This is a genomic window from Streptomyces sp. HSW2009, from assembly GCF_040240285.1.
GTDB lineage: Bacteria > Actinomycetota > Actinomycetes > Streptomycetales > Streptomycetaceae > Streptomyces.
Window position 1 is genome coordinate 1 of the sequence record NZ_JBEHZD010000058.1, and the last position, 23,654, is coordinate 23,654.

16 protein-coding genes and 2 pseudogenes are annotated in these 23,654 nt (G+C 71.5%); 9 read left to right on the top strand and 9 right to left on the bottom strand.

The genetic code is table 11. The features are described from left to right. Nucleotides 1-450: 450 nt before the first annotated feature. Nucleotides 451-1,035, bottom strand: coding sequence for a TetR/AcrR family transcriptional regulator (locus tag AAHZ94_RS07355; RefSeq protein ID WP_349991521.1), 585 nt, complete (start codon nt 1,033-1,035; stop codon nt 451-453). A gap of 408 nt (nt 1,036-1,443) precedes the next feature. Beyond that, nucleotides 1,444-2,286 (bottom strand): lysozyme, encoded by an 843-nt coding sequence (locus AAHZ94_RS07360; protein ID WP_349991541.1) that lies wholly within the window; start codon nt 2,284-2,286, stop codon nt 1,444-1,446. A gap of 247 nt (nt 2,287-2,533) precedes the next feature. On the opposite strand from AAHZ94_RS07360, the gene AAHZ94_RS07365 reads away from it, so the two are divergent. Further along, nucleotides 2,534-3,061, top strand: coding sequence for a MarR family winged helix-turn-helix transcriptional regulator (locus tag AAHZ94_RS07365; RefSeq protein ID WP_349991542.1), 528 nt, complete (start codon nt 2,534-2,536; stop codon nt 3,059-3,061). Nucleotides 3,062-3,481: 420 nt separating this feature from the next. Here the strand turns inward: AAHZ94_RS07365 and AAHZ94_RS07370 are convergent, their stop codons facing one another. Next, a complete protein-coding gene (locus AAHZ94_RS07370; RefSeq protein ID WP_349991523.1) occupies nt 3,482-4,327 on the bottom strand; it encodes a hypothetical protein in 846 nt (281 codons plus the stop codon). A 498-nt stretch (nt 4,328-4,825) separates the two neighbouring features. On the opposite strand from AAHZ94_RS07370, the gene AAHZ94_RS07375 reads away from it, so the two are divergent. The 3 genes and pseudogenes from AAHZ94_RS07375 (at nt 4,826) to AAHZ94_RS07385 (ending at nt 10,780) form a co-directional block, all read left to right on the top strand. Beyond that, nucleotides 4,826-9,853 (top strand): nitrate- and nitrite sensing domain-containing protein, encoded by a 5,028-nt coding sequence (locus tag AAHZ94_RS07375; protein ID WP_349991525.1) that lies wholly within the window; start codon nt 4,826-4,828, stop codon nt 9,851-9,853. Between the two features lie 38 nt (nt 9,854-9,891). Beyond that, nucleotides 9,892-10,392, top strand: a complete 501-nt coding sequence (locus AAHZ94_RS07380) for a roadblock/LC7 domain-containing protein (RefSeq protein ID WP_349991526.1) — start codon at nt 9,892-9,894, stop codon at nt 10,390-10,392. Continuing rightward, nucleotides 10,389-10,780: pseudogene (locus AAHZ94_RS07385) on the top strand (DUF742 domain-containing protein). Before AAHZ94_RS07380 ends, AAHZ94_RS07385 begins: the two are co-directional and overlap by 4 nt. An 81-nt stretch (nt 10,781-10,861) precedes the next feature. Here the strand turns inward: AAHZ94_RS07385 and AAHZ94_RS07390 are convergent. Continuing rightward, a complete protein-coding gene (locus tag AAHZ94_RS07390) occupies nt 10,862-11,728 on the bottom strand; it encodes a coiled-coil domain-containing protein (RefSeq protein WP_349991528.1) in 867 nt (288 codons plus the stop codon). 507 nt (nt 11,729-12,235) lie between these two features. On the opposite strand from AAHZ94_RS07390, the gene AAHZ94_RS07395 reads away from it, so the two are divergent. Beyond that, entirely contained in the window at nt 12,236-12,694 is a 459-nt protein-coding gene (locus AAHZ94_RS07395; protein WP_349991529.1) for a hypothetical protein, read from the top strand. Nucleotides 12,695-12,898: 204 nt separating this feature from the next. Beyond that, entirely contained in the window at nt 12,899-13,615 is a 717-nt protein-coding gene (locus tag AAHZ94_RS07400; RefSeq protein WP_349991530.1) for a leucine-rich repeat domain-containing protein, read from the top strand. 466 nt (nt 13,616-14,081) lie between these two features. On the opposite strand, the pseudogene AAHZ94_RS07405 reads toward AAHZ94_RS07400, so the two are convergent. From AAHZ94_RS07405 to AAHZ94_RS07420, 4 genes and pseudogenes are all read right to left on the bottom strand, one after another. After that, nucleotides 14,082-15,149: pseudogene (locus tag AAHZ94_RS07405) on the bottom strand (chitinase); the annotation flags it as partial. A gap of 951 nt (nt 15,150-16,100) precedes the next feature. Beyond that, complete coding sequence (locus AAHZ94_RS07410) at nt 16,101-16,370, bottom strand: DUF8847 domain-containing protein (protein ID WP_349991531.1); 270 nt, start codon at nt 16,368-16,370, stop codon at nt 16,101-16,103. 215 nt (nt 16,371-16,585) lie between these two features. Next, the gene (locus AAHZ94_RS07415) at nt 16,586-17,347 is read right to left on the bottom strand and encodes a TetR/AcrR family transcriptional regulator (RefSeq protein ID WP_349991532.1); all 762 of its coding nucleotides are present in this window, start codon (nt 17,345-17,347) and stop codon (nt 16,586-16,588) included. 469 nt (nt 17,348-17,816) lie between these two features. Further along, nucleotides 17,817-18,749 carry an AurF N-oxygenase family protein gene (locus AAHZ94_RS07420; protein WP_349991533.1) on the bottom strand — a complete coding sequence of 311 codons (933 nt, stop codon included), beginning with the start codon at nt 18,747-18,749 and terminating at the stop codon, nt 17,817-17,819. A 376-nt stretch (nt 18,750-19,125) separates the two neighbouring features. On the opposite strand from AAHZ94_RS07420, the gene AAHZ94_RS07425 reads away from it, so the two are divergent. Further along, nucleotides 19,126-19,695, top strand: a complete 570-nt coding sequence (locus AAHZ94_RS07425) for a DinB family protein (protein ID WP_349991535.1) — start codon at nt 19,126-19,128, stop codon at nt 19,693-19,695. Nucleotides 19,696-19,787: 92 nt separating this feature from the next. Here the strand turns inward: AAHZ94_RS07425 and AAHZ94_RS07430 are convergent, their stop codons facing one another. Further along, nucleotides 19,788-20,570, bottom strand: coding sequence for an SDR family NAD(P)-dependent oxidoreductase (locus tag AAHZ94_RS07430; protein ID WP_349991537.1), 783 nt, complete (start codon nt 20,568-20,570; stop codon nt 19,788-19,790). 270 nt (nt 20,571-20,840) lie between these two features. Between AAHZ94_RS07430 and AAHZ94_RS07435 the strand changes: the two genes are divergently transcribed. Beyond that, on the top strand, nt 20,841-22,136 hold the full coding sequence (locus AAHZ94_RS07435; protein WP_349991539.1) for a phosphotransferase: 1,296 nt from the start codon (nt 20,841-20,843) through the stop codon (nt 22,134-22,136). 389 nt (nt 22,137-22,525) lie between these two features. Then, nucleotides 22,526-23,654, top strand: a 1,129-nt coding sequence (locus tag AAHZ94_RS07440) for a Rieske 2Fe-2S domain-containing protein (protein WP_349991540.1), incomplete at its 3' end; no start/stop codon positions are given.

Genomic DNA, 23,654 nt, shown 5'->3' on the forward strand with positions numbered 1-23,654 from the left:
TTTTATTACTCCCCCCCCCACAACATATATATTATTTTTTTTTTCGGGGGCATCGTTTATTTTTTAAATCGCCTACTGCCGCTGGGGCCGGGGCCGCCCGGCCCGGGCCCTGGGGCGGGGGGGGGGGGGGCCCGTCACCGTCTATGTCTCTGCTGTCCGAAAGGGCTCTGTCTGCGGCGCTTGGCTCGGCGGGCGGGTCGAAGCGGTACGGGCGTTGCCCGCCCACGGTCAGGTGTCGGTACGGCCTGCTCGGGCCCTGTGTCTCGGCAACGGATGGGATAGGCCAGGTGGTTAGCGCTCGGCGTGGGGGCTCGCCAGTGCCTTTCGGTCTTACGCGCCGGGGCGGAGCCGGCCCGGGCCGCCGGTGGCGCAGGGCCGCTACTTCCTGGACCGTCATGCCGTACGCGCACGCGTCCTGTGGGCGTCGCTGTAACCCCTCGCCGGCCGTGCTTAGGCCGGCGCCCGGTCCGGGCAGGCGGCCGAGACGAGTGTGCGGGCGGCGGCCCGGGCAGCCTCCGCGAAGTCCGGTGTCGGTTCGAGGGCGGCGGCCGACATGACGCCGTCGATCAGCACGCTGAGCTGGCGGGCAAGCAGGTCCGGCTGGTCCGCGCCTGCGGCCTCGGTGAGCGTGCCCAGCCAGGCGCGCACGGCCTGCTTGTGCTCGACGCTGGTCGCATGGGGCGCGGTACCGCGTTCTGTCTCACATGCCGTGTTGAGGAAAGCGCATCCGCGGAAACCGTCGCAGACCGTGGCCATGTGGAGGGCGTCGAACAGGCCGAGCAACTGATCGCGAGGTGCGGGGCCGGCGCTGGCCGCCGCCTGCTGCAAGCTGCCGCGCCAGTGGCCATCGGCGCCGCGCAGATAAGCGACAACGAGATCGTCCTTGGAGCGGAAATGGGAGTAAAGAGTCGCCTTGGCGACACCAGATTCGGCGATGATGCGATCGACGCCCACCCCGCGCACGCCGTGTGCGCCAAACAGTTCCGTCGCGGTGTCGAGAATTCGACTCCGGGCGGGAGGCCGCTTGTCGGCCATGCGTCACGCTCCAAGATGTGTGCGGTGTCGGACGTCGGCCCGCCGCTGGAGCCGGTGAGCTCGCCGCGGCCTGCATGTGTTGCGCCCGTACTGAAGCCCCAGGATACAGACAGACCTGTCCGTACGGGTTCGGCTTTGCCGCTGAGGCGGGGGCGGGAACGGGCGCGGGGCCTGGCGTGGGGATGGCGGAGAGTGTGGCGGGTGCAGCCAGGTGGCGCGGGTGGATACGCAAAGGGCCCCTCCCGCGGACCGGCGGCGAGAGGGACCCACCCATCGTGTGCGTCGTGTCTCACTTATCAACGCTGAGCGGCGGCGATAAGTGATCTCACGCAATGACGGTGAAACGGGTCGGGCGAAGAATCGGAGAACGTCGCCCGAAAGATGGAGCGGAAGTGTACGCGAGAGCCGTTAGCCGTTGGCGAGGGCCTTGAGGCGGTCATATGCGCCGTTGAACCGGTTGTGATCGCCAACGATCGGACCCGAGGAGGTGTACTGCCACATGGTCTGGAAGCCCCATCCGGCGGGGAGTTCGCCCACGGACGACCCATAGCGCGGTACCCAGAGCGGATTCGTGTTCCCGAAGCCCGCGTAATTGCCCGTGCACGTCTTCCACCAGTTGGTCGACGTGTAGATGACGGCGTCGCGTCCGGTGCGTGCCTTGTAGGTGTTGAAGAAGTCCCGCACCCAGTTAACCATCGCGCCTTGGCTCAACCCGTAGCAGGTGGCGCCATACGGGTTGTATTCCAGGTCAAGGGCGCCGGGAAGCGTCTTGCCGTCGCGCGACCAGCCGCCGCCATTGTTGACGAAGTAGTTCGCCTGCTGGGCACCGCTGGAGACGTCGGGCAGCGCGAAGTGGTACGAGCCACGGATCATGCCGACGTCGTAGGAGCCGATGTACTGCTGGGCGAAGTTCGGGTTCTTGTACGTCAGGCCCTCGGTGCCCTTGACGTAGGTCCAGCGGGCGCCGCTGTTCCAGACCGCGGACCAGTTGACGTTGCCCTGGTGGCTACTGACGTCGACACCTTCGACGGTGGCGACGCGGGTAGCGGGGGCAGGGTTGTTCGGGTTACCGCCTTCGCGCTCCAGGATGGTGGAGCCCATCCAGTCCCTTTCCGGGTGGGGAATGGGGCGTTGGGCGGCGGAAGCCGTGCCCGGGAGGGTGAAGGCGATGGTCATGGCGAGGAAGGATGCGAGAAACCCGACCACTGCGGTGAGGGAGCGGCGGGGGGAACCGGGTCTGTGCGCGGGCATGGCGATGCCTCCGATGGCCTCGGTGGGGGAGGGTGCATGGCATGGCTTTGGAATGGCCATGACATAACCAACTCTACGGGCGTAGAAGCTGGAATGGGAAGAGGGCCTAGGCGGGAGCGTGGTCTATTCCTGCAAAATACTTGCGGAGCTGCGGCAACACGTCGCGGCACGACGAAACTTTCACGAGCTGAAAAGCCGGAGAGGTGCTGACGTGCACAACACCGGGGTCGGGGGAGCTGGCGAGGGCATGGGCCGAACGGGGGTCGACAGTGCCTTTCTGGCTCTTGAACGTGAGTTGTCCGTCTTTCTCCGTCGAGCTCGTGCGAACTCGGGCGAGATGGCACGGGAGGTGCACCCTGATCTGGAACCAGCCGCATATGGCTTGTTGGCCCGACTGAGTGATGCCGGACAGTTGCGGGCCACAGACCTGGCGGCCTACTTCGGGGTCGGTAAGGCGACGGTGAGCCGCCAACTGCGAGCGCTGGAGACGCTCGGGCTGGTGGCCAGGGCGCCTGACCCCGATGACGGACGGGCCTGGTTGGTCCATCTGACGGAAGAGGGGCGCACGCGCTTCACCCGGGTACGGGAGGGGCTGCGTGCCCGCTACGCCCAGCGCCTGGAGGGCTGGGACCGCGCGGAGGTGGCGGAGCTGGCCCGGCTGCTCCACCGGCTGAACGCTGGCCACGAAACAGATCACGTTCCCGACTCGTCGTCATCTTCCGAATCTTCCGAACCGCATGACGGAAGCGGAACCACCGCCATGCACGACCGATAGTCCCCACCATGCCGAGTGGGCGGGCGTCCCGCTCGTCGCCGGAGAGCGAACTACCTCAAGCGGGTGGAGCAGAAGGAGGGAGAGAGAAGCCGGCTGAGCCGTCGGCGTAGCCCACCTCGCTCTCAGCTCGACGGGGGCGGGCCACCCCGGGTGCGTACCCGTTACGTGTGCTGCTTCGGCGCCCGAACACCGGCCGACGGGCGGTCAGCGGCACCCAGCACAGCAAGACACGGCCTTGCCAACGCTCGGAGACCCGATGTCCCGGCGCGCCGAGGGGACGACGTCGCCGACCTCGCTGCCGGGGCTCGCCGTCCCTCACGAGCTACCTCACCCGACGGAAGCAACTGGAAGGAGACCGTGTGACGAACAGATAGGTGTGGTGGAACGGGCAAGTCCTGAGGTCAGGGCCGTAGTGGCGGGTTACAGCTCGACGTAGATCGCCGTGGCGTCGTCGTGCCGCTTGCCGCGCGGGAAGGCGTTGCCGTCCGGGTCGGAATCTTCTGCGGCGCGGACCCGGTCGATCAGCGCCTGCGCGCCTTCCTTGCGGAGGAGTGCCAGGGTCTCGGTCCAGTCGCCCGCCCGGAAGACCTCGACCCAACGCGTCGCTCCGTCGCTCAGCGCGGCGAGCGCTCGTACGGCGGTACGCGGCCTGGTGCCGGTCACGGCGAGGCGTGCCACGTCCGGGTCCGCGGCGGCGGTGAAGAAGCCGCCTTCGGCGTTGCGCCGGGCCTCGACCGCGCGGCCGTACTCGGCGCCGGCTGCGCGGCGCTCGGCCGAGCCGCGGGGCAGGGCCCTGGTGGCGGCGCCCAGGGCGCGTACGGACGGTGGCAATTCATCGAGCCGTGAGTCGAGTACCGCATCCACCTGCCCGTCAGGGGCCTCGATCAGCAGGGAGGAGTCCGACAGCACCAGGTACTCAAGGCGCTCGTCGTCCCAGCGGACGGTGACCACGGTCGCCTGCGGAGTACGGACATGGGAGAGGTCGCAGGTGGCGCGGTGCGCGTCAGCGGTTCGGGCGATGGCTTGTGCCAGGCAATTCGCAAGGGACGTGTTCCGCTGCGAACCGGAGAGTTCGAGCAGGGCACCCCCCAGCCGGGAGGTGAACCACGGGACGGAGTGCCTGCAACCGTAGGGCTCCGAGGGCGGAGTGACGCCGTCGAGGAGTACCAGTGAGCCGCCTTGTCCGGAGGCTGGCAGCGCTATGGACGCGTAGTCCTCGTTGGGGCGCTGGGGGTCCCCGGGGACGGTGGTGAGGTCGAGGCGCATGAGGCAAGTGTGCCGGATCGCAACTCGTGGCCATTCACGGGGCAGGACCTGTGAAATCGGACCGCATCAATGGATTCCAGATGGTTTCTAGGAGGTGAAATTCAGATGGAATTGGACCGGGTAAAGCGACCGGTGAGCATCTTGTCGGAACAGCGGGTTGTTTGCCGTGTGTACGCGGTGGTGCGTGCTTACGGTGTGTGGTGCACCTTGGTGGCCATCTTCCGGTTCATGTTCACTCGTTCGAGTGGCCGAGTTGTCTATGTGCGCCCGGCGCGCAGCGGTACTGGAAGGGTCGGTTTCCGTACCAGGAGCGGGCGCGAGTGCGCGGTCTCGCGGCCGAGCGCACGGACCCGGGACAACTGCGGTGCTGTCGCCACCTCCTGGAACCACGGCGGGTCTGGCGAGAGAAGAATGTGGGCACCGGTGCGGAAGAGACGGCTTCGGGCCAGCGACAGCAATCGAGGCGAGCAGCGATCCGGGCGGGGGCACCGGGCTCGGGTGCGCAACCGGCTGGTCGCATCGGCATCCGTGGTGACCGTGGCGGTGCTCGCGGCCGGAGCTCCCGTGATCGCCACCGGGGTCGACCAGGTGAAGGACGCCCAACGGCGGGTGGACCGCGCCGAAGCGGCCGTCGCCGCGGTGCTCCTCGCACACTCACTGGCTGACGAGCGCGACGCCATGACCGAGTACGTGGCGGCGGGCAGGTCGACGGCGGCGGGCGAAGGCGCCCCGAAGGACGTGCGGACCCGCGTCGACCGCCAGGCAGCGTCCCTCCGCGCCAGTGCAACCGACGCCTCCGTCACCTTCGCCGGCGCCACCAAGCGACTGCGGGAGCTACCGCGGATGCGGCAGCGTGCCCTGTCCGGCCCCGGTTCGGCCGCGGACACCTTCGACGCGTACACCGAAGCGGTGCGGGCGCTCCACCGGGCGGCCGGCGCGACCGACCCCAACGCGCTCGGTCCGCTGGGCCGGACCGTGGAACACGCCTCGGGTAGCCGGGCCCTGCTCCTCGGCGCGCTCGCGTCGGGCGGCCGGCAGCCGGGCCTCACGTCTGCTGCCTACCAGGCACGCCTCCGGGAGGAGGCCGCGTTCGCCGACTTCCGACAGTCGGCCGCTCGCTCCGCCCGCGACCGGTACGTACGGACGGTCCGCGGGGCGAAGACGGATGAGGCCGAGCGCTATCTCAAGGATCTCGTGGGCGCCCCGCCGGCCACGAGTGCGGGATCGGCTCCGGACCGGGATCAGGTGGGGGACGCGCTCACCGCCCGGGTGGAGCGGATGCGCGGCGTGGAGACGGCGCTCGCGGCGGACGGGGTGACCCGCGCGGAGCAGGCCAGGCACGACCGGGTCACCGAGTTGGAACTGCACGCCGGGCTGCTGGCCGGGTGCCTGTTGCTGGTGCTCACGGTGTGCGCGCTGGCTGTGCGGTCAGTGACGCGCCCGCTCGGCGCCCTGCGCGCCGGTGTCCGCCGGCTGGCCGACGATCCGGCGGACATCGAGCCGCTGACCCTGGGGCGTCGGGACGCGGACCGTGACGATGAGTTCGCCGCCGTCGTGTGGTCGGTGAACCATCTGCACGAGGGGCTGGGCAGCCAGCGTGCGCGGGTGGCCAAACTGGCCGCGGAGCGTGGGCAGCTCATTGAGGACCGGCAGCACCAGGCCGCGCAGATCGCGGAGGTGCGGCAGGAGTGTGAGGAGATCCGGCGGCTCAAGGAGGAGACCGAGACCCGGTTGAAGGGGCTCCGCGACCGGGTGCACAGCAGCTTCGTCAATCTGGCCCTGCGCACGCTCGGGCTGGTGGAACGGCAGTTGGCCGTCATCGAGACGATGGAGGCGAACGAGCAGGACCCGGATCGACTCGAAACCCTGTTCACCCTTGATCACCTGGCCACCGGAATACGCCGTTACAGCGAGAACCTGCTGGTGATCGCGGGTTCTGAGCGGCAGTCCAACCATGCGGGCGCTGTGCCGTTGCTCGATGTGTTGCGGGCCGCGATCAGCGAGGTGGAGCGGTACCAGCGCATCCGTATCCAGGCGTTGCCACCGCAGGCGCAGGTGGCCGGGTTCGCCGCCGACAGTGTCAGCCACCTCGTGGCCGAGCTGCTGGAGAACGCCACGATCTTCTCTCCGCCCGCCACCGAGGTGCACGTCTCGGGATGGCTGTTGGAGAACGGCGAGGTGATGCTCTCCGTCCAGGACGAGGGGATCGGCATGACGGCCGATCGCTTCGAGGAGCTGAACACCCGGCTTGCCGACCCCGTTCCGGAGTACTGCCAGGGGCCGCAGCCGGAGGACCCGTTGGGGCTCGGGTTGTACGTGGTGACCCGGTTGGCGGCCCGGCACGGCGTCCGGGTCCAGCTCCGGGAGCAGAAGCAAGGCGGGGTCACCGCGGTCGTCGTACTCCCCAAGTCGATCCTGCCGGACCGGCGTCCCGCGGCTGGGGGCGTGCGTGCTGTGGCGCTGAGTACGGGCCACCGCGGGTTCGCCACCGGAGCTTCGGTGCCGTTGCCCGCCGGCACCGGCCTCGCGGCCTCGGGCATCAACGTCGCAGCCTCGGGGACCGGCGACGACGGGCCGATGTCGGCCGCATCGGCGGACCGCGCGCACGAGGGGCGTGCCGGGCTGGTGGTGGAGGTGGGCGAGACCGATGGGGTTCGCACGGTTGCCCCGCATGGCGCCGGGGCGGCTGCGGCGGGCGGGCCCGTTCCTGGCGGGGCCATGGCTGCTCCGTCTACTGCGCATGCCGCCGGTGATGCCGGTCTCCCCGGCTCGTACGGGTACGGCGAGGTGATGCGGGTCGCGGCGGAGGGGGATGGCCTTGACGCGGCCACCACTCCGCGGGGAGCGACGTTCTCCGGTGTGGGTACTGCCACCCGAGTGTCCGGAGTGGCGCCGGCTCCCGAGACCGGCCCTGCCCCGGACGCGCCGACCGCGGCGGCCGGGCAGGGGCCGGGCCGCCGTCGGGAGCGGCGCGCGGAGCCGGCGCTTCCGAGGGGCCATGGGCATGACGAACCCCGCCGGCCCGAGCTCACCGGGGCCATGCCGCCGGCGGGTGAGCCCTGGGGCCCCGGGCCCGAGCTGGCGGGGTGGCAGGGGGACGGCTCGGTGCACGCGGGCGATGCCGGGGCCGTGGCTGGCCTGGCTGGTTCGGCTGGCCACGCTGGTCCGGGCGTAGAAGTGGACCCCGGCGGGCCGGGTGCGGTGTGGGAGGTGCGACAGGTACAGGGGCCGGCGTACCAGGAGCCCGGGGCGTTCCGGACTGAGCAGCAGCCGGCAGACGCCGGTGCCGGACGGGCGGACGGCGCGGTGGCGACTCCGGGGGTGCACGGTGCCGATGCCGCGCAGGGGGCAGCTGCGTCGGTGACGGCCCCCGTGGTGGGGCAGGACCCTGATCCGTTGGTGGCTGCGGCGGAGCGGGCGGTGCGGTTGGCGGAGTTGGCTGGCCAGGAGGTTTCGCGGGCCCCGTCGACGGCGCTCGAAGTGGCGCCGGGGCAGGGTGGTGTGCCGTCTCGGAGGCCGGATTCCAGGGAACCGCATGCGGTGCGGCGGTACGAGGACGATGCGCTGCGCGGAGCCGCGCCGACCGGCGATGGCGATGCCTTCCACGCCGCGGGACTCCAACCGGCCCCGCCGGACGGGCTGGCGTCGGGTGCGGCGGGGGTCCGCGGTGGAGCGTGGGTGGGTACGGGGCTGGGTTCTGCCGCGGGGCAGAGTGCGGGTGCGGCACCGGATGCGCGGGGGCTGGTTGTGCCTCCGGCGGAAGCCGTGGAACCGGGGCAGGGGGAGGCCCAACGTGCGGTAACAGGGTTGGCAGGGGCCGAAGTTGGCGGGGCGGGTGCTGGCGGGGCTGAGGCGCTGGCACCTGGTGGTCGGGGACCTCGTGCCATCGGTCCGGGTGCGGGAGCGGGGTACGACGCGGCGGGGCCGGTTGGTGCGATCGGCGGCGTGGTGTCGGGGGGTGCCGGGGGGCGTGCGGGTGGCTCGCCGGACTTGGCGTCCGCCAAGGATGAGTGGGGTGCCGGGGCGTCTGCTGATGCCGGAGTTGAGGGTGCGGTATCCGGCGGGGCGGTGGCCGCGGGCGAGGTGGCTGACGGGGCCGGGCCGCGTACCGCGAAGGGACTGCCCATGCGCACCCCGCGGGTGGTCGCACCGCGGAGCGCCGTAGCGAGTGAGCGGGGCACGGTTGACGCCGATGAGTTGCGTCGTCGGCTCGGTGGTTTCCAGCAGGGGGCCAGGGACGGTCGGCGGGACGCGGAGGCGGAGCTCGCCGAGCGGACCGTGGCCCAGCACGGGCAGGCGGCGGCTGACTCGCAGGACGGGGAGTTAGCGCGCGCGGTGGGACCGCGTGTGGCGTCGTATGAATCCTCGTTCGGGGCGCTCGGACTGCCGCTGGATGAGCAGCCGTCGGTCGGCCGGGAGGCGGCGGGCCAGGCGGCGGAGGGACTGTCGGGGGAGTGGCCGGAGCATGGCCCGTCGTGGTCCGGCGGCTTGGCCGCTGACTGCCCTTGGCCCGGCGAGGTGCGGCCCGGCCCCTCGTCGACGGGCCCGCGGATGGACGGCTGGCCGGGAGGGCCGCGCTCCGAGGCGCCTGGCGGAGGGTTGCCGGCCTACGATCCGCCGCCGACTGCCTCGTCGCCGCAGGCAGCAGCCGAGTCGGTGCGGTCGGCCTTCGACCGGGAATCGCATCAGCAAGTGCCGTATGGGGCAGGGGGGTACGGGGAGGGGGAGTACGACCCGGCGCTGTACGGGCAAGGCCAGGGGGTGGGGCAGGTTCCGTTGCCTGGGGAATTGGAGTCCCAGGTTCCGCCGTACCAGGGGCAACCGGGGTATCAGGGACAGCAGCCCTGGGGCGGGGCGTCGCCGAGTGACCGGGGGGCGCAGGGCCTTCGCGAGTCCGGCCAGCATCCGCAGGCATTGGGTGTGGAAGCCTCGCAGGCCCAGGCCCAGCAGGTTCAGCCTCAGCGCGTAGAGGCTCAGCACGTGGAGGCCCAGGCCCAGCACGTACAGCCCCACCATGTGGAGGCCCAGCACGTACAGGCCCAGACGCAGTCTCAGCGCGGACAGGACCAGAGCGGACAGGACCAGAGTGGGTGGGGCCGAGGTGTCTGGGGCCAAGACGGCCAAGGTGACCAAGGCATGCAGGGTCAGGGGGTGCAGGGGCAGGACGTGCGGGGCGATGGCGCGTGGGGTCAGGGCATGCAGGGTCAGGGGGCGCAGGGGCGGCAGATGCCGGAACACCACCTGCAAGACCGCCAAGCACGAGACCACCACCTGCAAGAACACCACTCGGAAGATCACCTGGCACAAGATCACCAGGCACAAGAGCAACGCACGCAAGACCATCAGGCGCAAGGGCAACGCACACAAGACCACCACGCGCGAGAGCAACGCACGGAAGAGCAACGCACGCAGGATCGACAAGCGCAGGACGAGCAGCCGCAGGGCCGTTGGGCGCCGCATGGTCCGCCGCAGCAGCAGGTGGGGGCGCTGGGTGAGGGCGAATCTGTCGAGGAGGCACGCAGTTGACCGCGATGTTCCGGGGAGCGTCCCCCGAGGGGGCGACCATGGTTCCGGTTGGACCGCCCGTCTACGGGCTGAGCAACGAGGCACGCAATCTGCACTGGCTGTTGACCAACCTGGTGGACGAGGTGCCCGGGGTCATCTCGGTGGCCGTGGTCTCGTCCGACGGCCTGTTGCTGCTCTCCTCCGACCCCGAGGAGACGGCGGCTGCCGGCCGTCCGCTCCAGCCGGTACAGGGGCAGGACGGGCCGAAGGGGTCGAGCGCAGATCTCGCCACCATCGTCTCGGGCCTGGGCAGCCTGACACAGGGTGCCGCGCACCTGATGGATGGCGGGAGCGTCAAACAGACGATGGTGGCGATGGAACAGGGCAGCCTGTTCGTGATGTCGATCAGCGACGGGTCGTTGTTGGGTGTGCACGCCGCGCCGAAGTGCGACATGACCGTGGTCGCCTACCACATGGCGCTTTTCGTCGGGCGGGCCGGACACGTGCTTACCCCTGAGCTCCGCAGCGAGTTGCGGAAGTCGGTGGAGTCGACTCCATGAGCGGAGCGCCGCAACCGCCGGGTCGGCAGCAGCCGGCCCGGGTGCGTCCGTACAGCCTGACCGGGGGCCGTACGCAGTGCGGGCACGTACTGCGCGTCGAGACGTGCGTGGCTGCGCTGGAACCGGGGAGGAGCGGCGAGAAGAGGCGCCGGGTGTCTCCACTGGCCGGGTGGCGCCGGAGACCAGGGCCATTGTGGGGTTATGCCGGCGGATGCGGTCGGTGGCCGAGGTGGCGGCACTGCTCAGGATGCCGCTCTGTGTGGTGCGGGTGTTGCTGAGTGATCTTGCTGATCAGGGGCGGATACGGGTCTTCGGGGCGGCGCGCGGGGCTGGGCATCTGGATCGGGCGTTGTTGGAGCGGGTGTTGAGCGGGCTCCGCAGGCTGTGAGGCGGCTGCCGGTGGGAGACGGGTGGTACAGGGCGGCTTGGGGCCCTTGAGGGCGGTGGGGGTTGGTCGGTTCGGGGTGGGTCAGGGTTGGTGGGCCTTGGGGATTTTCGTGGGGTGGGGTGAGGTGGCGGGTTCGGGGAGTGGGAGTGGCGCTGGGTTGGCGGAACGGGTGGCGGGAGAGGCGGGGGAGCCGTATGTGGCGTAGGGGTCGTCACCCTCAAGTTGTTGCAGTGCGGCGAGTTGGGCGGGGGTGAGGGAGGCCAGGAGGGCTTCTACGGCGTCGAGTTGGGTGCGTACCCGGTCGCGTTCGCGCTTGCGGCGGTCGGCGAGTGACTGCTGACGGTCGAGGGCGCGGCGGGCGCGTGAGGCGTAGTAGTCGGTGGTGATCTCGGCCTGGGTGAGGCGGGCCGTGAGGGCTGCGGTGCGGCCGGCGGTTCGGCGGACCTCGTGTTCCTCGTCGAGTACGCGCCGTGGGTGTTTGCTCAGCAGCATGCGGACGTAAGGGGAGAAGCCGAGGCTCCCGCGGTACTGCTGGCGGGCCAATTGGCCGGCGCTGTTGCGGGCCGTGGCGAGTTCGGCGCGCGCCGTGGTGAGCCGTGCGGTCAGCTTTCGTGTGGTGCGGCGTTGCCGGCCGAGTTGCTTTTCGATGGTGTGGTAGCGGGCGCTGGCCGTGTTGGCTGCTCGGTAGTGCGTCTGGAGTTCGGCCAGCAGGCTACTGATGCCGGGCGAACCCAGCAGGTCAGGGAGTTGCGGGGCGCTGGCGGGGGCGGGTGGTCGGTGGGCGCCGGGGGGTCGGTCTCCCTGCTGGGGCCCGGCCGCCGGAGCCGATCCGTGGTGTGGTGCGGGGGGCGGCGGCGGTGCGCCGGATGCGGTCGGAGCCGGTTGGGCGAGCGCCGCGCTCGCGGCCAGTGCGAGGGCGCAGGCCTCCCGTACGCGCAGTGGTGCCACGGGTCCACCTCCCTGGGCCGGATGGGGAGCGGCCCGGTGGGGCGGGCCGGTCAAGGGATCGTGGCATGTCCGGTCATACAATCCGGACATTTGGGTGGGGGGGGGGGGGGGGGGCGCTCGGTTGCTACAGGTTGTCACCCGGTTGGCGGGGTTGGGGTTGCGGTTGCGGTGTGTTGTGAACGGCTTGCCTGGCGTTCGATCGGGTTGGTCGGTGGTGGTGGGCGTGGTGCTGGGTGTGGGTGGGAGGGGGGTGGGGCGGTCTCGGGTGTGCCGTGGGTGGGTTGCGGGTGTTGGGGTGAGTTGGGGTGTGCGGGGTGGGTTGTGTCGTGTTCGGGAAGGTGGCTCGGGCGGGTGTGGGGAGCGGGGCTGGGTGGGGATGAGGGCGAGGCGCCCGTCGGGGCCGTCCCTGCGGGGGTGGGGATGGCTGGGTGGGACGGCTAACCGGTTCGTATAACCGGTCCGTACGGCTGGAGGTGGTTGTCAGACCCGCAGGGCAGACTGTTGCTCATGACGGATGCCGGGGTCGAAGCCGCCGCCCGCTCACTGCGAGCCTGGCTCAATCGACAGCAGTTCAGCGACCTGTCTACCGCCGAGGTGACCGCCTTCTTCACCGACTCGGTGGCCGACTGGGCGAGGGGCCAGGGGTATGAGGTCAAGCGAGAAGTGGAGCTGCCCGCCGCCGCTCGGCAGAACCGGACCGGGCGGCTCGACCTGCAACTGCGGCACCGTTCGGGTAGGGGGCGGCTGATCAGCGTCGAGGTGGATCGGGGTACGAAGGAGTGGTCCCTCGAAAAGCTTGTCCGGGCCGCCGAGCTTGGTCACCTGGCGCTGTGGCTTCGGTGGAGCCGCGCCCCCGTCACCCTGCCGATCCCGCCCACGGTCCGGCTCATCCGGGCTCAGGTGATCAGACGCACCACGCTCACGCGGGCGAAGGTCCACACGCTCCGGCCGGACAACTGCGGGTAGCGGGCTGGGTTCGTACCCGGCGACGCCATGGGTGTCGAGGTGGGTCGGCCGCGGGTCTTCTATGGGCAGTGCGACGGAGGAAGGAGTGGGGCCCCGGCAGGGCTCGGGTTCTGCAGGGGGCGGCTGGCTGCTTCTGTGGGGTGTGTGGGTGTTGCGCATGGCGTGGTGCCTTTGATGGTGAGAGGGAAGCGTGGAGGGGCGGACGTGACAGCGACGTTGAGTCTTTGGAAGCACGGGTTGGGCGTCTTGCCGGAGTCGCTGTGGCGGCGTACCGAACTGCACGTGTTGGTCCTCGCGGACAATGCCCTGACCCGGGTCTCGCCGCGGATCGGGGAACTGCGGCAGTTGCACACCCTGGACCTGGGGCACAACGAACTCGCCGCGATACCTGACGAGTTGACGACGCTGCCGCTCACCAACTATCTGTACCTGCACGACAATCGAATCGCCGAGCTGCCGCGCTCGCTCGGCCGGCTCACCGCGCTCCGGTACCTCAACGTCGGCGACAACCACCTCACCGGCCTCCCCGACACCATCGGCGCCATGACCGGGCTGATCGAGTTGCGGGCCGAGCGGAATCGGCTGGTTGAGCTCCCCGCATCGATCGGTCGGCTCCGGGGGCTCCGCGAGCTGTGGTTGCGGGGCAACGCGCTCACGGAGCTGCCGGATTCCGTTGGCGAGTTGACCGAACTGCGCCACCTCGACCTGCGCGAGAACGCCCTGCCGGATGTCCCGCGGGCACTGGCGAACCTCCCGCTGCTCCGCCAGCTCGACCTGCGGAGCAACAGGCTCCGCACGCTGCCGGACTGGCTGGCTGAACTCCCGTCGCTGGAGCGGCTGGACCTGCGCTGGAACGACCTGGAGCCGGCCCCACGCCTGGTCGATCGTCTCGCCGAGCGGGGCTGTGTGGTCTGGACGTAGGGAGCGCCGCTGGTGCCTCGGCGGGCGCTCCGGTGCTGTCGCGCCACGGGAGTCGGGCCGAAGGCCGTGCCCGTACTCGTACTCGTGCCCGTACTCGCGCCCGTGCCTGTGCTTGCGAGTGGGGCCGTGAGCGGGTCCGTACGGCGGCTTCCGCAGTTCGGGCCTTGCGTCCCGCGGGGCGAACGGATGGAGACGGCGGGGCTTGCGGGGGCGCTCGCCTGGCGAGGTCAGGCCCCTCGCCGGCGGGGCGCGCCGCGTAAGCCCGTACGACTGCAAAGGCGGCAGCCGCCGCGTACGCCCGTACGACCTCACGAGCGGTGGCATCGCCTAACCCGTGCCTAACCCGTACGACCTCACGAGCCGGTACGGCCACCCACCCAAGCCCGTACGCCGTGCGGCCCGGGCCGCTCCCGCGCGGGTGACCGCGCGAGTGCGACCCGGGAGCGTCACGCAGGGGCGGGCAGGGTCAGCCGCGTCCGTAGTACGTGTCGAAGTTCTTGGAGAACTCGCGCTTGTTGAAGTTGTCCCAGTTGATGGACCAGGTCATGAGGCCGCGCAGGGCGGGCCACGTGCCGTGGGTCTGGTAACTGCCGCAGTCCGTCTTCTTGGTGAGGCAGTTGAGGGCCTTGTTCACCTCGCCGGGCGAGGTGTGGCCGTTGCCCGCGTGGGTGCTCGCCGGCAGGCCGATCGCGACCTGGGACGGCTTGAGGGCGGGGAAGACGTTGTTCTTGTTGCCGGCCACCGGGAAGCCGGCGAGCAGCATGTCCGTCATGGCGATGTGGAAGTCCGCACCACCCATGAAGTGGTACTGGTTGTCGAGACCCATGATCGGACCCGAGTTGTAGTCCTGTACGTGCAGCAGCGTCAGGTCGTCCCGCAGCGCGTGGATGACCGGCAGGTACGCGCCGGCGCGCGGGTCCTGGCCGCCCCACGGGCCGGAGCCGTAGAACTGGTAGCCGAGTTGGACGAAGAACGTCTCCGGCGCCATCGTGAGCGTGAAGCCCGCCCCGTACTTGGCCTTCAGCGACTTCACCGCGGAGATCAGGTTGACGACGGTGGGGGTCTTCGGGTTCTTGAAGTCCGTGTCACCGTTGTTGAGCGAGAGCGAGTGGCCCTCGAAGTCGATGTCGAGCCCGTCGAGTCCGTACCGGTCGATGATGGCGCTCACGGACGAGACGAACTTGTCGCGCGCGGCCGTCGTTTCCAGTCTGACCTGGCCGTTCTGGCCGCCGATGGAGATCTGTACCTTCTTGCCCGCGGCCTGCTTGGCCTTGATGGCGGCCTTGAACTCTTCGTCGGTCTCCACGTTCGGGCACTCGCTCTTGGGACACAGGCTGAACCTGATGTCTCCCGAGGTGGTGGACGTCGGCTCGCCGAAGGCCAGGTTGATGATGTCCCAACTGGCGGGCACGTCGGCCATGCGGGTGTAGCCGGAACCGTTGGCGAAGCTGGCGTGGAGATAGCCGACGAGCGCGTGCTCGGGGAGGGCGGCCCGGGACGCGGCGGCGGGCGCCGGCGTCGTTGCCGGGGCGGCCGTGGCCGGGGAGGGCAGGGTGAGCGCGGTAGCGGCGACCGCGCTCGCGGAGGCGAGCAGCACACCGAGTGATCTCGCACGGCGGTGCGCCTGGGGGCGGTGGTGCAAGCGCATGGGGGCTCCTTGGGGGCTTCGACGGCGGTACGGGTGGGGGCGCACGGGTCGAGGCGGGAGAGGCGCTTCCGTTGGGGTGGGGGACGGCCAGGGAGGCTCGGAAGCGGCTCTCTCCGCGCAAGCAGCAAACAAGGACTAGACCACAAGTGTCAATGGTCCGGACCAAAACTAAAGGGGAGGTGCGGGGTGGTGTGGCGCCGCATCAGGGGGGGCGCGGCGCGGGGGTGAGTGGCCTGGTCGGCCGGGGTGTGACGGTTCGCAAAGCGGTGGGGGAGGGGGTGCGGGGTTGGCGTGGGGAGAGCCGCGGCGGCGGTGCGGGGGCGGCGCGGGAGTTGATGTGGAACGGGTGCGTCCGGGGCCGTGATGGCTCAACTCGCTGATCTGGTGCGGCGGATGGTGGTGGTGACGGCGAGTGTGCAGGTGTGTGGCGGTGGTTGTCGTCGCGGCTGTGCGGGTGCGAGCGCGGGTGCGAGCGTGTGGGTGTGGCTGCACGGGTGTGGGCGCGTGGGGTGTGTGGGTTTGCGGGTGGGGCGTACGGGTGGGGTGGAGGTTTACGGGCCCCGGGGCGGCCCATCGCTACGAGCCGAGCCGAGCCGAGCCGAGCCGAGCCGAGCCGAGCCGAGCCGAGCCGAGCCGAGCCGAGCCGAGCCGAGCCGGGGTGGTGCGGGGGCCGGGGATGGGGCTGGGCCGGGGAGCGGTCGGGGGTGGAGCTGGGAGGGGCCGGCGTGTTGTGCGGTGTGCCCCGGCACGTGCGCGGCGGTGTGCATGACGTGCGCCGTGGCGGATGGGGCCGCTGTCCCGTGCGGTGCGAGTGCCCCGCACCGTAGGGCCATCGCGTCAGTGGTCCGGCTTTGACCAGGGCCACTTCAGGGCGCCGCGGGGTTTGCCCTCGGGCGCGTACTCGTACTGCCAGCCGCGGGGGATGCCGAGCCGGCGGGAGAGGCCGCTGGGGGCGCGGAGGTAGACGTAGACCGTCGGTGGGGTGCCGTCGTCGTTGGGCACCGGCACCTCGTACGTCTTGGGCGGCTGTCCGGTGGCGCCGGTCAGTACCGGCAGCACACGGCCGTCGAGCGGCCCGCCGACGAAGGGTGTCTCTACGCTTCTCACCCCTTCAGTGTCACATTGCGGCGCGCGCCGTGCCCCGGTCGGGCGGGCGGCAGGCGGGCCCGAACGGCGGACCCGGACGGTAGGCCCGAGGCGACCGGCGGGGCGCGGGGAAGCCGCGTCGCGCGGGCCGCCCGGGTCGGGTGCCTGCCGGATGGGTGGTCGGCGGATGGGTGGTCGCCGTTCGGGAGCGGCCCGCGGGGTGCGGGGCGGATGGGTCAGAGGAGGGGGGTGGCGTCGTTGACGAGGGGGAGGATGCGGCGGGTGACGTCGGCCACCGCGCCGTCCGGGGTTTCGAGCGAGAGCGTCCGGCGCGCCACTCGTTCGGCCTCCGCGTCGCGGGCGGCGGTCGCGGTCAGCAGGGCGACGAAGTGGTCGACGAGCCAGTCGCGCAACTCGGCGACCGGCGGTTGTTTGCCCTCGTCGACCCAGATCAGCGAGGCGGCCTCGACCGCAGTGATCCACACCCGCACCATCATGCGCAGCCGTGGACCGGGTTCGGGCGTGCCGAGGTGGATGAGGATCTGCTCGGCCGCGGCCCGGCGCACGCCGTCGACGATGGCGTTGGTCCGTGAGGTCTCGGCGACGCTGCCGCCCCGGAGCAGTGCGGAGAACCCCGCGGCGTGTTCGTGCACGAAGGTGAGGTAGCGGTCCAGCGCGTGGCTCAACCGCTCGGTGGGCGGGCCCGTCTGGGGTTCGGCGAAGCAGTCCCTGAGCTGGTCCGCCGCGCTGCCCACGGCCGCCTCGTACAACTGCTGCTTGCCGCCGGGGAAGTACCGGTAGACCAGCGGGCGGGAGGCGTCGGCCGCGGCGGCGACATCGTCCAACGAGACGTTCTCCGGCGCGCGGCGCGCGAACAGGTCGAGCGCCGCGGTGAGCAATTCGGCGCGGCGCTCCTCGACGCTCAGCCTGCGATAGGTGGCACGGTTCGCGGGGCGGGGCGGGGCGGCTGCCGCGGGCGCGTTCCCACCACTGGTCATGAAGGGCTACCTCTCATGCAAGCAGCCTAACCGGCGAGGGGAGCGACCGGTTGAAATCCCCCTACTTGCCCGGACGAGCCCGATGCGACCCGGTGCGCGACATTGCGGTCCCCGCTGGTGCGGCACCACCCGCGACACCCCGCGCGCATGCCGCTTGTGCGCGCTGCGCATGCCGCTCGTATGCAAGCCACGGGGAGTTGTATGCAAGCTGCGCTGGGGCGCATGCAAGCCGTACGGGGTTGTATGCGAGCCGGGCGGAGTCGTATGCGAGAGGTCCGGAGCGCATGCGGGTTGCGTACGGGTTGTATGCATGCGGCGCGCCCTTGTGTACGGGCGGTATGCGTGATGCATGCGGGCGGCGTGCCTGGCATCTGTTGAGCGATGCGGGCGTACGGGGCCGGGCGTGCCCGTCCCCAGCCCCGTGCCCGTCCCCAGTCCCGCGCCCGCCTCGCCCCACGCGCCGCGGGGACTACGCCAGCAGCCCGCTCGCCTTCCACAGGCGACGGCCGACGCCGCGCAGTACGCCGATGTCGTCCAGGAAGTCGGTCAGGCGCTTGGCGCCGGTCTGCATGACCTCGCGGCGGTGGGCGCTTGCCCTGACCTGGGCGATCGCCTCGTTGCGGTCGAGGCCGACGTCCGAGTAGACCTTCGGGTTGATGAAGGCGATGGAGAAGATGCGGGCGAACTCGCCGGAGACCACCCGGGTGTACTCCGCCTCCCAGCGCGGCGCCCGTACCATCTGGCGGCGCAACTCCTCGCGCGCGTACCGCACGTGGCGGGCCTCCTCCACCACGTGGATGCGGGTCACGCCGCGTACCAGCGGCTGGACGCGCTCGTCGGGGAAGGTCAGCCGCTGCATCCAGTCCAGGATCTCCTCGCCCAGCAGAGTGGCCGTGAACGAGCCCGGCGTGGTGGAGATGGTCTTGAAGAGGCGGCCGAGGTTGTGGTGGAGGCGGGTGACGGGGTACGGGGGGACGTCCGACTTCTGGATCAGGCGGGCGAACATCATCGAGTGCCGGCACTCGTCGGCGATCTCGGTCAGCGCGTAGCGGACGTGGGCGCTGGTGGTCGGTCGGTCGTAGATGTGCCGGATGAGCAACTGCATCAGGATGACCTCGAACCAGATGCCCAGCGAGGCGAGCGCGGCGGACTCGTGGCGGGAGAGCAGCAGGCGCTGTTCCTGCGACATCCGCTTCCACAGCGGCGTGTCGTACAGCGAGACCAACTCCGGCGGCCAGAACCACTTGTCGTCCTCGAACGGTGCGTCCCAGTCGAGTTCGCGGTCCGGGTCGAAGGAGTGCTTGGCCGAGGAGACCAGCAGCCGCTCGGCCACCTGCTCCCGGTCCTTGAGCTGCCCGAGTGCGTCCCTGAGCAGCTCGATGTCGGTCGTCGTCGCAGTCATGGCTGAGCACACCTCGCTGATGGTTGACCCGCGGTCACGCTCTTATGAGACTGCGCGTCAGCAAGGCAGTCAATCCTTCCGGCGTAAGTTGTTGACCGGGCGGTAACGAGCGTGTGGGCTGTCCCCGTACGCGCGCGCCCGCGCCGTTGCCTGCTGGTGCTGGTGCTGGTGCTGGTGCTGGTGCTGGTGTCGGCGGCGTCGGGGTCGTCCGCGTCGTGCCCGGCGCGCGCCGTCCGGCATGGCGCCCGGCGTGGCCGCGGTGCGGCTGAGAGGCGGACGCGGTGCGGACTTGGTGTGGTCGGCCCCGGCCGCTGGCGCCCTGGCGCGCGTTCCCGATCCACCCCAGACCCGATCCACCCCAGAACGGAGTTCCTTCATGGCCAGCGAGTCGAACGAGGCGGGCGGGTCGCCCGCGGCAGGTGCGCCGATCGTGCGCGCCGAGTGGAGCGAGCGGATCACCCCGCCGTACACCGGTGGCGAGCGCGCGTCGCTCCGCGCCTACCTCGACTTCCACCGTGCGACGCTCGCCATGAAGTGCGAGGGGCTGACCGACGAGGAGTTGCGCGAGCGCTCCATGCCGCCGTCCACGCTGTCCCTGCTCGGCCTGGTGCGGCACATGGCCGAGGTGGAGCGCGTCTGGTTCCGCCGGGTGATCAACGGCGAGGACCTGACGTGCGTCTGGTCCGAGGCGGGTGACTTCCAGCAGGCGTACGACGTGCGGACGGCCTCGTCGGCGGAGGCGTTCGCGGCGTGGCGCGATGAGGTGGAGCATGCGCGGCGCATCGAACGCGCCGCGCCGTCCCTTGAGGTGACGGGACATCAGCCGCGGTGGGGTGCGGACGTGTCGCTGCGCCTGGTGATGCTCCACCTCATCCACGAATACGCCCGGCACAACGGGCACGCCGACTTCCTCCGCGAGGGCGTCGACGGCACGGTGGGTGCCTGATCGCCCGCTGCCGGGCGGCGGTTCGTGGGCGGGGCCCGGCCCGGGACTTCGTACGCCGCACAGGGGCTCGTACGTCCCGGGGCGCGCGCCCGTCAGGCCGTCTTGACCAGGCCGTCGTCGACGCGTACGTCGGACCCGGCGATGCTGGCCGCATGGCCGGAGAGCAGGAACGCGACCAGCGAACCGATGTGGGCCGGTTCCGCGATGTGGCCGGTGGTCAGGCGGAACCGCTTGGGCAGATGGGCCACCACCTCCTCCTGTGGCACGCCGAACGCCGCCGCCAAGATCGCCGCCGGCCCGTCGGGGTCGGCCCAGCGCTCGATGTGGACGGGGCCGGGTGAGACAGTCAGTGCGCGGACCCCCTGCGGCCCGAACTCCTCGTCCAGCGCCTTGGTCAGCGCGTTGAGCGCGGCCTTGGCCGCGCCGTAGTCGACGGTCGTGGCGGCCGGGACGCGGGCCGCGGTCGATGAGATGTTGACGAGGGCGCCCTTGCGGCCGATCAGGTGCGGCAGTGCGGCCCGGGCGACCCGGATGGTGCTGTAGAGGTTGAGGTCGAGCGTGCGTTGCCAGTCGGCGTCGGCCAGGCCGAGGAAGCCGCCCGCGTTGTACGTCTCCTTGCCGCCCACGTTGTTGACGACGAAGTCGAGGCCGCCGAGCGTGTCCACGGCGTGGGCGACGAGGTTCGCGGGGCCGTCGCCGGGGGCGCCGGCGCAGACGACCGGTACGGCGCCGGAGTCCTTGAGCGCAGGCGTGATCGTACGGGCGCAGCCGACCACCCGTACGCCCTCGGCCAGCAGTGCCTTGGTGATGGCGAGCCCGGTGCCGCGGCTGGCGCCGGTGACGATGGCGGTCTTGTTGGTGAGCTGAAGGTCCATGGGCTGTGGATCACTCCTTACGAAGTGGCCCAGGCGGTGCTTTGCCGGGCAATTGGCGGTTAATCATGCGGAAGTTACCCGAACGCGCAGGGTGGCACGCCCGGATCGTCGCCGGGCCCGCAGCGGGCTGACCCCGCGGACTCCGGCGCGCGCCCCCCACGCCCCGGCCCGCCTCCACGCACCAAGCCACCGCATCCCGCGCGCGAGGGACCGCCGGCCGCCCCAAACCGGCGTGCGCGCCGGGCCGGTGCGCCACTACCTTCGCTTCGCATGCGACAGCGGCCCGAAGCACTCGATGAACACGCGCTCCGGCAGGCCCTCCACGGTTGGGGGTTGGCCGACGCGCGACTGACCTACGCGCCCGTCGGGTTCGGCGACTACCACTGGATCGCCGAGCCGACCGGCCCCACCGGCCCTACTGGTCCCACCGACCCCAGCAGGCCCGCCTCCCGTGCCTTCATCACCGTCGTGGACCTGTACGCCAAGGAGGCGGAGCGGCCGGCGGCGGAAGTCGCAGCCGGAGCACCCGGTGCGGGTCGGGCCACCGAGACCGCACCGCCCACTCACGCCGCGCTCACCCCCGAGGCCACACAGGCCACACAGGCCACACAGGCCGCACCCGCCCCCGTAACGGCACGCGCTGCCTCCTCCCACTCCACCCGCCCTGCCACTTCCCACCCACCTCACGCTGCTTCCTCCCACCCACCTCACGCTGCCTCCTCCCACCCACCCCACGCTGCCTCCTCCCACCCACCCCACGCTGCTTCCTCCCACCCACCCCACCCTGCGTTCACCACCCTGCGCAGCGCGCTGGACACCGCCGCCGCCCTGCGGGCCGGGCCCTGCGGTGAGGCCGTCGTGGCGCCGTTGCCGAGCGCGGACGGCGAGCGGGTGCGGCGCGTCGACGCGCGGTACGCGGTCAGCGTCTTCCCGTACGAGAGCGGCGTGGCGGGGGAGTTCGGGCGGTGGCGCTCCGCCGCCGAACGGCACCGGGTGCTCGACCTGCTGGCGACCTTGCACCGCAGCCCCGTACCGGCCGGCGCCGTCCACCTGCCGCCGCACCTGTCCGCGCGGGGCGCGCTGGAGCGGGCGTTGGCCGATGTGCGGGGGCCGTGGCGCGGCGGGCCGTACGCGGAGCCGGCCCGCGCGCTGGTCCTGCGGGGCGGGGACGCGCTGCGGGGCCGGCTCGCCGAGTTCGACGGGCTGCTCGCCGAGGTGGCCGGGCGCGGCGCCGCACCGGTGGTCACGCACGGCGAGCCGCACGCGGGCAACGTGCTCTTCGCCGGGGACCGCCCCCGGCTCGTGGACTGGGACACGGTCGGCCTCGCCGTCCCCGAGCGTGACCTGTGGCTGGTGGCCGAGGGCCCGGCCGACCTGGACCGGTACGCACGGGCCAGCGGCCGGGAGCCGGACCCGGCGGCGCTCGCGCTGTACGCGCTGCGCTGGGAACTTGAGGACGTCGCCGCCTACCTCGACTGGTTCCGCGCACCGCACGAGCGCACCGCGGACACCGAGGTGGCCTGGGCCGGGCTGAGCGGCACCGTACGGGCGCTACTCGCGCGCTGACCTCCCGCGACCTCTGCCGCGCGGTGGCCTCCAGACGGTGCCGCACCGCGAGGCGTCGACCTCTGCCGCGCGCTGACCCTTCCGTCGCGCGGTGGCCCCCCGCCGCGCGCTGACTCCCCGCCCCGGCAGGGCCGCACGCCCGCCGCAGCCCCCTAGCCACCCCCGTGTCCGCTGCTCCGGGGCGACCCGGGCGGCGGCGGGCCGTGCTGCCCCGCCGTGGTCCGAGGGCGTGGGCCCCCTATTCGCCCCCGCCCGCTCCGGGTGCCGCGGTTGCCGGTGGAGCGGGCCCGGGAAGGGCTGCCAGAGGGCCACGGGCCGGATCGGTAGCGCCCGTGGGGGGCGGCGCGGCCCGCGGGGCGGCGCCTCGCGCCGGGCGGGAAAGGGGAGCCATGCGGGTCAGGAAGACGGGTTGGTACGACCGGGGGGAGGCGGGGCTGCCCCCGTCGATGGCGTACCGGGCGCCCAGGGGGCCGTACGCCGACGGGTGGTTCGCGCTCGCCGGCAGCGCCGAGTTGGCGCGCGGCCAGGTGTTGACCCGCCGGCTGATGGGCGAGGACGTGGTCCTCTACCGGACGGCCGGCGGCCGGGTGCGGGCCACCGAACCGCACTGCCCGCACATGGGCGCCCACCTCGGCTACGGCGCCACGGTCTGCGAGGAAGACCTCGTCTGCCCCTTCCACCACTTCAGATTCGGCCCGGACGGGACCTGCGTACGGACCGGTTACGGCACCGCGCCGCCCAAGGCCCGGCTGGCCACGCTGGAGTGTGCCGAGGTGGAGGGGCTGGTCTTCGTGTGGAAGCACGCACTGGGCAAGCCGCCGCTGTGGGAACTCGACACCCGCCCGGGCACGGGCTTCTCCACGCCGTACCAGACGGTGCGGGCGCTGGTGGAGTATCCGCAGGACGTCATCGAGAACATCGTGGACTACGGGCACTTCCTGCCCATCCACGGCATTCGGGCCGAGATCGTCGAAGAACCCTGGTTCGACGGCCTGCGGATGGGCACCACCTACCGCTTCCACCAGGCCAAGGGCAGCAAGGACGCGGCCCGGGTGTCATCCGTCGCGCCCCGGGTGAAGGTCGTCGTGCAGGGCATCGGCGTGGGGTACACCGAGATCGACGTGCCCCGCATCGGGCTCCAGATGCGGAGCAGGTTCGCCGTCACGCCGGTGGACGCGGCCCACGTGGACCTGCGGCTCACCACCAGCGCCCGCCTCCCGGGACTCGGTGCCCGAGCCGCCGCCGGACTGCCGGCCGCCCTCACCGCCAGGGCCCTGAGCTGGCTGTTCTGGTACGACACCCGCAAGGACTTCCCCATCTGGGAGCACCGCAGGTACGCCCAACAGCCGCGGCTGGCCAAGGGCGACGGGCCGGTCGTACGGTTCCGCCGCTGGGCGCAGCAGTTCTACAGCGGTCAGCTTCCGGGACAGCAACCGGCGGCAGCCACCGGGCTGGGTGATCAGGCGGCGGGCGGCGCTGGGCAGGGCGGGCGGGCGCCGGCCCCCGCGACCGCTGGCG